We start from the raw sequence: 8,498 nt of genomic DNA, 5'->3' as shown, positions 1-8,498 counted from the left end.
ACTGATCGGCGAACAGCGGGCCCGCGCCGGTGACGTAGGCCTTGATTCCCGGCGGCGCGGGCACCGAGTCCACGATCTTGCGGACGGCCGCGGCGGACTCGTTCGCCAGCCCGCCGCCCATGTTGCCGGCGAGGTAAACCTGGACGTACGCGGCCTTTTGATCGTGGCTCTGGGAACCCGCCGCCGTCAGCGGATCACTCCAGAAATCCTGGACGTGCTGAACGTGCTTCTTGTCTTGCTCGACGCGCCTGACGATCTCGTCGTAGTAGCGGTGCGCTTCGGCCCCGAGTGGCTTGTCGCCCTCCAGCAGGATCATGGCCGAGTTGTCGGAGTTGAACTCTTTGAACGTCGATCCGACCTTCATCATCGACTGAAAGGACGCCGCGTCGGTGGGACTCATCGACACCGAGTGGGTTTTGGCGACGACCTCCAGCTGCGGGGCCACGGTGTTGGTGACGAACACGATGCCCAACCACACCAGGACGATCGGCAGCGCCAGCCGGTGGATCATCCGCGGCAGGAACGGCGGGATCAGCGGCTGGTCGACGCGCGGCGGAACCGCGGCTGGTTCGCTCATGCGGATTTGTCCAGGCAATAGACGAAGGCGTTCACGGTTTGGTTGGGATCTGAGCGATTCGGAGTTTTGATGACGTCACCACTCCCGTCGTGCTTGTTCACCACGAACTGGCAGGCGATCCAGCTGCCGTCTCCTTGCGCCACCAGGTTTGCCGGGATCCCGGGCTTCGTCGAACTCAATACTTTGCTCCAAGGCAAGGGCACGTTGAGGGCCTGCTGGGGGTGGGAGTTTTCGTCGAGATAGTTGATGGTTGCCGTGCTGCCCGGCGGACCCCAGACCTGGAGCGTGATCGTCTTGGCGTTGAACTCGTCGAGGACCTCGCCCGAGGTGCCGCCACCGAACGAACCGCGGTGAACGCCGAAGACGCCGTGCAATCGGTATACGACGAATCCCGACAGCGCGACGACAGCCGCGATCGTGAGCACCAGCCAGAAACGCGCGAAGAACCCCTTTTTCCTAGGGCGCTGCGGAGCGGCCATTTCGCCCTCCCTATCGGCGGAGCCCTGCTTCTGCAGCGGCTCGGTCCTTGGCTCAGTCGTCGTCATGGACGCTCCAAGTCCTTCCCGTTCACCGGTTGTAGTTCGCCAAGCCACAGCCCCCCGGCCTCCTCTCTGCGTTCATTGCGATCCCGAGATGAGCCCGACGCACGTAGCCGTCAGCAGTCGGGTCAGCGCGGACGCGAAGTCCAGATTCCATTCGGGGGGAACCACTTCCGGCTCCTCGGCGTAGGCGTCGGTAAGCCGTTCCGGCGGGTTCGCGACCTGCCACAGCGTGGCCGCCAACGAGTACGCGGCCAGCAGGATGTCGAGCGACCCCGATCGCCCGAGTTCGGGCAGCGCGCTCTCGATGGAATCGGCGAGCGAGAGCGTGGCGGCGGTACTGATGCGCTTGACCTCGATGACCCGTTCGGCGTCCACCTCGTGTTCGAGGTGCAGGTGCAGGTTGGCCAGCAGGTCACAGAACAGCGGGTCGTCGGCCAGGGCTTCGGCCAGCGTCTCGGCGATGCGCGAGGGCGACTTCGCGCCGGGCTTGGCCAGTTTCTCGGACACGATGTTCGACCATCGCACCCAGCCCTCGGCGGACAGGTGCAGCAGAACTTCCTTGTGCGAGGTGAAGTAGCGACGCACCGCCGAATAGTGAATTCCGGCACGGCTGGCGACCGCGGTCAGGGTGACCGACGCGACGCCGGTTTCCATCGCCAGCGACCGTGCGGCTTCCACGAGGGCCTCCGCACGTTGGCGCTTCTTTTCCTCGGTGCGGGCGCGCTGGAATGTTAGTTGCGCCACCGGCCGAGCGTAACGCACGTTGTGTGATTTGCATAACGCACGTCATGTGATTTGCAACGCGTCACAGCCCGGGCGCCAAACAGGTAAAGGTGTAGCCATGCTCATCACCCGGCGTCCCTCGCGCGCCTGCGACTAGCCCGTGCAGACCATCGCCCTGATCGGGTTCCTCGGCGGCCTGATCACCGGTATCTCGCCGTGCATCCTGCCGGTGCTTCCCGTCGTGCTCCTGTCCGGCATGGACAGCGGGCGCGCCCGCGGCGTGAGTTCCGCGGCGCGCCCGTACCTGGTGATCGCCGGCCTGGTATGCAGCTTCAGCCTGGCCACGTTGATCGGTTCCGCACTGCTGACGGCGCTGCACCTGCCGCAGGACGCGATCCGCTGGGCCGCCTTGGTGGTGCTGGTGTTGATCGGCGTGGGGCTGATCTTCCCGCCCGTGCAGCACCTGCTCGAGCGCCCGTTCGCATACTTTCCGCAACGCCAAACCGGCTCTGGCGCAGACGGTTTCGGGCTGGGCCTGGCGCTGGGCGCCCTGTATGTACCGTGCGCGGGCCCAGTGCTGGCCGCCATTGTGGTGGCCGGCGGCACCTCGTCGATCGGCCCCGGTGCGCTGGTGCTGACGGCGACATTCGCCATCGGCAACGCGTTGCCGTTACTGGCCTTCGCACTGGCCGGGCGCCGCGTCGCCGAACGCGTGGCCGCGTTCCGCCGCCGGCAACGCGCGATTCAGGTCGCCGGCGGGGTAGCGATGATCGTGCTGGCCGTGGCGTTGGTGTTCAACCTGCCGGCGATGCTGCAGCGCGCCGTGCCCGACTACACGACGGCAATGCAGAACAGGTTGGGCGCCAACGACATCGAGCGCAGCCTGGGCCCCGCCCCCGCGCAGCGGTCAACTCAGGGCGGGCTGCAGCTGAGCCGGCCCGGCACCACCATCGACGGCGCGCTGAGCGACTGCTCCAACGGCTCCGCCGACCTACAGCAATGCGGACCGGCCCCCGCGCTCACCGGCGTCACCGGGTGGCTCAACACCCCGGACGGCAAACCGCTGGACCCCGCATCGGTGCGCGGCAAGGTGATCCTGATCGACTTCTGGGCCTACTCGTGCATCAACTGCCAGCGCGCCATCCCGCATGTGATCGATTGGTACAACCGGTATCGCGACAACGGACTCCTCGTCATCGGGGTGCACACCCCCGAGTACGCCTTCGAGCGGGTGCCCGCCAATGTGGCCAGCGGCGCCGCCGACCTGCACATCACCTATCCCATCGCGCTGGACAACGACTACGCGACGTGGAACAACTTCGGAAACCTGTACTGGCCCGCCGAGTATCTGATCGACGCGAACGGGCAAGTGCGGCATACCCAATTCGGCGAGGGCGACTACGACGGCACCGAAAAGCTGATCCGCACGCTACTGGTCGACGCCCATCCCGGCGCCCTGTTGCCGGCACCGTCCCATTCCGCCGACATGACTCCGCAGACCAGGCTCACACCCGAGACCTACCTGGGTGTCAGTAAGTCCGGAAACTACGGCGGCACCGGGGATTACAAGCAGGGCGCCGCAACGCTGAGCTACCCGCCGAACCTGGCCGACGACGAGTTCGCCCTGCGCGGCCGGTGGACGCTGGACGACCAGGGGGCCACCGCCGACGGCGACGACTCGGCCGTCCGATTGAACTACACCGCCAAGGACGTCTACGCCGTCGTCGGTGGGACCGGCACCGTCACCGTGACCCGGGACGGCAAGACCACCACGACATCGATCGGCGGAGCGCCCACGTTGCACCGGATCGTCGCCGACGACGCCGCGCATCGCGATCAGCTGGACATGCAAGTCAGCAAGGGCCTGCAGGTGTTTTCGTTCACGTTCGGCTAACCGGCGCGCTCACGACTTCTTGGCGAGGCCGCCCAGCATGGCAACGATCACGCCGAGCGCAACCAGGGCGGCGCCGGCGAACAGCGCGACGTTGAGCCATTGGTGCATCCCGGCTTCGGCGTGCCCGACCATCACCTCTGCCACCACCCGGACGTTGCCGGTGGTGTGGTTGAGCGCGCCGTTGAGGTAACGGCCGGCGACCTCGATGCCGGCCCATCCGGCCGCGCCGACGAGCAGCGCCGAGACGCCCAGGCTGCTCAGCGCCTTGCCGCGGCGGCGTGCGGTGGCCAGCGTGAGCACCGCGCAGACACCGCACAGCGCCGCCGCACCGACGCTCACCCACGGGCCCCAGGTGGCCAGCGGACTAAGCCGCCCCTGCCGCATCGATTTTGGTATCGAAACAGTAAGTGGGACAGTTAATTTCGCGGGGACCGTCACGTTGTGGCGGCTCAGCAGCGGCTGGATCGAGGGGTCCTTGAGCATCGGCGCCACGTCGACCGCCCACTGGTTGCCGTTCTCGGCGGCCGCCGGGTCGCTGAACAGCCAGCCGTGCACCGAACGGTTCGCCTGGGCGAACAGCGGCGGGAATGCCGGGCCGGCGGTGAAGTCGCCGGCCGCCTGGCGCACCTCGGAAGTGTCGAGCGGATAGCGGCCCCCGCCATGCTCGACGGCCAGAGTCGTTGCCCGAGAGGTTAATTCGTCCGCCATGGCGGACTGCAGGCCCGGGTCGGTCGCCGCGCGCCGCGCCAGCGCGGCGTAGCCGTCGGCGTCAACGACGTGCAGCTGCGTCCACGCCGCGGGGATCGCGATTGCCAACGCGAGCGTGGTGATGAGCCACAACAGCACGGTCGCCGCGAATCGCACGCCTGCGAATCTACGCAATCCCCCGCACGTAGGCGGCCTGCCCCAGGTGCTGGGCGCAGTCGTCGATGATGCTCACCAACCGCGCGCTGGCCGTCACCGGCGGATCCCAGTTGGTGTCCACGACGCGGGCCAGCTCCTGCGCGCTCACGCCGGCGACGTACTCGAGGGTGAACTTGTGCACCGCGTGGTAGTAGCCGGAGAGCAGGTCCGCGGGCGCCTTCACCTTGGCCACGTCGTCGGGCCCGTGTCCGTAGCCGGTGTCGTTGCGCGGCAGGTCCAGTCCGAACCGGTCCACCCAGCCGTCGCGGAACCACACCTGCTCCACGCCGGCGACGTCGGCGAGCTGAAGGTCCTGAATGCGCGCGCTGTGCCACAACAGCCAGGCGATGCTGTTGGCGCGCGGGGCCGGCCGGTAGCCGGACACCTCGTCGGTCAGCCCCTCGGTGATCTCGTCGACGTGTTCGATCAGCCGGGTGAACGCGTCGCGCAGGAGCTCTTGCAAAACGGCGGCATCGTCGGTGCGGGCCATGTTCGCGACACTACGGGAGGATCCCGTGGAAGACCGCCTCCACGTTGTTGCCGTCGGGATCGCGCACGAAGGCCCCGAAGTATCCGGGGTGGTATTCCGGCCAGAGCCGCGGCGCGTGGAGCGGCTCGGCGCCCAACTCGACGGCCACCTCGTAGAAGGCGCGCACCGCGTGCTCGTCGGCCGCCTCGAAGGCGAGGTGGACTTCCCGATTGGGTCCGGCGAGCTCGCAGGAGATCCAGAACGTCGGCTCACCGCCCGCCCGTACCCGATGGCCCGACCGACATCCAGCTGCCGGGAGAACCCCAGCGTGCCCAGCACCGCGTCGTAAAACCGCTGAGATTTGGCGTAGTCGGCGCAGTTGATTCCCACGTGATCGATCACGGGGATGATCCTGGCACGAGCCACCGCAACGGTCGTAGATTGTTTGGATGACTTACGACCTCATCATCCGCAACGGCACCATCGTCGACGGGCTGGGCGGTGAGCCGTACGTCGGCGACGTGGCGGTGCGCGACGGCGTCATCGCGGCCGTCGGCAACGTCAACGGCGAGGCCGCGGCGCGCGAGATCGACGCCACCGGCCTGCTGGTCACGCCCGGATTCGTCGACCTGCACACCCACTACGACGGCCAGTCCATCTGGTCGGAACGCCTGACCCCGTCCTCCGCGCACGGCGTGACGACGGTGGTGATGGGCAACTGCGGGGTGGGCTTCGCGCCCTGCCGCCAAGAGGACCACGACGTGCTCGTCGACGTGATGGCCGGTGTGGAAGACATTCCCGGCGTCGTCATGACCGACGGCCTGCCGTGGACGTGGGAGACCTTCCCCGAATACCTGGACGCGCTCGAGTCGGGCAGGCGGGACATCGACGTGGCGGCGTATCTGCCGCACTCGCCGCTGCGGGTGTACGTGATGGGCCAGCGCGGGGCCGACCGCGAGCCGGCCACCGCAGACGACCTGGCCAAGATGCGGGAGCTGGCCAAGGAGGCGATCGAGGTCGGCGCGCTTGGCTTCGCGTCGTCGCGGTTGACCATCCACAAGACCGAAAGCGGTTCGCCCATACCGAGTTACGAGGCCGCCCGCGAGGAGATCGAGGAGATCGCCCGCGGTATCGTGGACGGCGGCGGCGGGCTGCTGCAGTTCGTCCCGGACATCCCGTCGGGCGGCTATCAGCCGGTGTTGCAGACGGTGTTCGACGTCGCCGAGGACGTCGGGCTGCCGGTCACCTTCACCCTCGTCGTCGCCAACTCCGGCGACCCGTCCTGGCCGGACGCCATCACGATGATCGAGAAGGCGAATAGCGCCGCCGACGGCGGCGAGGTCCGAGTCACGGCGCAGCTGCTGCCCCGCCCGATCGGCTTGATCATCGGCCTGCAGCTGACGGCCAACCCGTTCGTGCTCTACCCCAGCTACCGCGAGATCGCGCACCTGCCGCTGGCCGAGCGGGTCGCCGAGATGCGCAAGCCCGAGGTCCGCGCCCGCATCTTGGCCGACAAGCCCGGCCACGGGCACCCGATTCTGTACGTGGCACAGATGTGGGACTGGATCTTCCCGCTGGGCGACACCCCCGACTACGAGCCCGACCCGTCCACCAGCATCGGCGCCCGCGCCCGCGCCCGCGGCGTGGACCCGATGGAGGAGGCCTACGACCGGCTGCTCGACGACGACGGCCGGGCCATGCTGTTGGTCGCGACCAGCAACCTGCAGAACAACTCGCTGGACACGGTCGGCGAACTGCTGCACCGCGACGACGTGGTGCTTGGTCTCGGCGACGGCGGGGCGCACTACGGGATGATCTGCGACGCCAGCTACTCCACCTACTTCCTGACGCACTGGGCACGCGACCGCAAGGCCGGGCGGTTCACGGTGCCCGAGGCGGTTCGCGAGCTCACGTCGGTGCCGGCCCGCGTCGCCGGTCTGGGTGATCGCGGCCGAATCGCGGTGGGCTACAAGGCCGATCTCAACGTCATCGACCACGCCGCCCTGCGGCTGCACAAGCCGGTGATCAGCTACGACCTGCCCGCCGGGGGGCGGCGCCTGGACCAGACCGCCGAGGGGTATGTCGCCACGATCGTGGCCGGGGAAGTGATCGCCGAAAACGGCGTTCCCACCGATGCCCGCCCAGGCAGGTTGGTCCGTGGGCGCCAGCCCGTCCCCGTAGCCTCGCGATAACGCCACCAAAAGTGGCATATACCAGCTAAGTTGGGTTCCGTGACGAACCCGCATTTTGCGTGGTTGCCGCCAGAAGTCAACTCGGCACTAATTTTCTCCGGTCCAGGTCCCGGGCCGCTGCTTGCTGCCGCGGCGGCGTGGGACGGGCTGGCCGGGGAGTTGGCATCGTCGGCATCGTCATTTTCTTCGGTGACGTCAGATCTCGCCAGCGGGTCATGGCAGGGCGCGTCGTCGACGGCCATGATGTCGGTCGCCAGCCAATACGTGAGCTGGCTGTCCGCGGCGGCCGCGCAGGCCGAAGAGGTGTCACACCAGGCCTCGGCCATCGCGACGGCGTTCGAGGTGGCGCTGGCGGCCACCGTGCAGCCGGCCGTCGTCGCAGCCAACCGCGCCCTGGTGCGCGCGTTGGCGGCAAACAACCACCTGGGTCAGAACACCGCGGCCATCGCCGACATCGAGGCCGCCTACGAGCAGATGTGGGCTTCAGACGTCGCGGCGATGTTCGGTTACCACGCCGACGCGTCGGCGGCCGTGGCCAAGCTGCCACCCTGGAATCAGGTGTTGCAGAACCTCGGCTTCTCCAACACCAGCACCGCCGTCACGCGCCCGGCCAGCTCCGGTGCCGTCGCCCGCGGCTACACCTCGCGCATCGCCGGATTCCTGCGGCCCTCGGCGCCGCAGTAGCGCGGCACCCCGCGCCTATCCTGGAAGATCATGCGCACCAAGAAGAAGGTCGACCTCGAGGCGCTGGCCGATGCGCTGGTCGACTACCCCTACGGGTACCTGATCACGGTCGACGACGACTACCGCGTGCACACCGTGACGGTCGAGCCGCGGCTCGATGGGGCCACTCTGGACGTCGGACTCATCGGCGGCCGGACCCGCAACAACCTCGCCCAGCGGGCCGACGTCACCCTGTTGTGGCCGCCCGCCGAGCCGGGCGGCTACTCGCTGATCGTCGATGGCAGCGCCGAGGTGACCGACGCCGGCGAACAGACCGCCCGCCTGACCGTGGTTCCCACCCGCGCGCTGCTGCACCGCGACGCCGAGTCGGCGGACGCGGCCAGGGGCTGCCTGCACGACTGCGTGGTCTTCTCGCTGCCGGCCTAGCGGCGATCGCAAGCGCGGCCGTGGCGATCGCAAGCGCGGCGAAGCCGGGCGCCGCGGGTCGCCGCCTCAGGTCCGAGCCGGGCGCCGC

Annotated in this window: 8 protein-coding genes and 2 pseudogenes; 4 read left to right on the top strand and 6 right to left on the bottom strand. The window is 68.3% G+C overall.

Translation table 11 applies throughout. The features are described 5' to 3' along the window. From A5646_RS07055 to A5646_RS07045, 3 genes are all read right to left on the bottom strand, one after another. A partial coding sequence (locus A5646_RS07055) for an MMPL family transporter (protein ID WP_156749028.1) occupies positions 1-577 on the bottom strand: 577 nt, incomplete at its 3' end. Then, positions 574-1,122, bottom strand: a complete 549-nt coding sequence (locus A5646_RS07050; protein ID WP_066867520.1) for an MmpS family transport accessory protein — start codon at positions 1,120-1,122, stop codon at positions 574-576. The genes A5646_RS07050 and A5646_RS07055, both read right to left, overlap by 4 nt. Before the next feature lie 72 nt (positions 1,123-1,194). Further along, positions 1,195-1,881 (bottom strand): TetR/AcrR family transcriptional regulator, encoded by a 687-nt coding sequence (locus tag A5646_RS07045; RefSeq protein WP_156749391.1) that lies wholly within the window; start codon positions 1,879-1,881, stop codon positions 1,195-1,197. Between the two features lie 121 nt (positions 1,882-2,002). Between A5646_RS07045 and A5646_RS07040 the strand changes: the two genes are divergently transcribed. Beyond that, positions 2,003-3,736, top strand: a complete 1,734-nt coding sequence (locus tag A5646_RS07040; RefSeq protein WP_067020815.1) for a cytochrome c biogenesis protein DipZ — start codon at positions 2,003-2,005, stop codon at positions 3,734-3,736. Between the two features lie 9 nt (positions 3,737-3,745). Here A5646_RS07040 and A5646_RS07035 read toward each other — a convergent pair whose 3' ends face one another. The 3 genes and pseudogenes from A5646_RS07035 to A5646_RS07025 form a co-directional block, all read right to left on the bottom strand. Next, positions 3,746-4,600, bottom strand: coding sequence for a hypothetical protein (locus A5646_RS07035; protein ID WP_067020813.1), 855 nt, complete (start codon positions 4,598-4,600; stop codon positions 3,746-3,748). A 10-nt stretch (positions 4,601-4,610) separates the two neighbouring features. Next, a complete protein-coding gene (locus tag A5646_RS07030) occupies positions 4,611-5,129 on the bottom strand; it encodes a mycothiol transferase (RefSeq protein WP_066867530.1) in 519 nt (172 codons plus the stop codon). 10 nt (positions 5,130-5,139) lie between these two features. After that, positions 5,140-5,510, bottom strand: a pseudogene (locus tag A5646_RS07025) (VOC family protein). A gap of 47 nt (positions 5,511-5,557) precedes the next feature. Here A5646_RS07025 and A5646_RS07020 point away from each other — a divergent pair. The 3 genes and pseudogenes from A5646_RS07020 (at position 5,558) to A5646_RS07010 (ending at position 8,410) form a co-directional block, all read left to right on the top strand. After that, complete coding sequence (locus tag A5646_RS07020; RefSeq protein ID WP_067020810.1) at positions 5,558-7,300, top strand: amidohydrolase family protein; 1,743 nt, start codon at positions 5,558-5,560, stop codon at positions 7,298-7,300. Positions 7,301-7,339: 39 nt separating this feature from the next. Beyond that, a pseudogene (locus tag A5646_RS07015) lies at positions 7,340-7,960 on the top strand (PPE family protein); the annotation flags it as partial. A gap of 54 nt (positions 7,961-8,014) precedes the next feature. Next, positions 8,015-8,410, top strand: a complete 396-nt coding sequence (locus A5646_RS07010) for a hypothetical protein (RefSeq protein ID WP_067020807.1) — start codon at positions 8,015-8,017, stop codon at positions 8,408-8,410. The last annotated feature ends 88 nt before the right edge of the window (positions 8,411-8,498 follow it).

This window comes from Mycobacterium sp. 1245499.0, assembly GCF_001673615.1.
GTDB classification, from domain to species: Bacteria; Actinomycetota; Actinomycetes; order Mycobacteriales; family Mycobacteriaceae; genus Mycobacterium; species Mycobacterium europaeum_A.
This window is presented reverse-complemented; position numbering and strand designations above follow the sequence as displayed.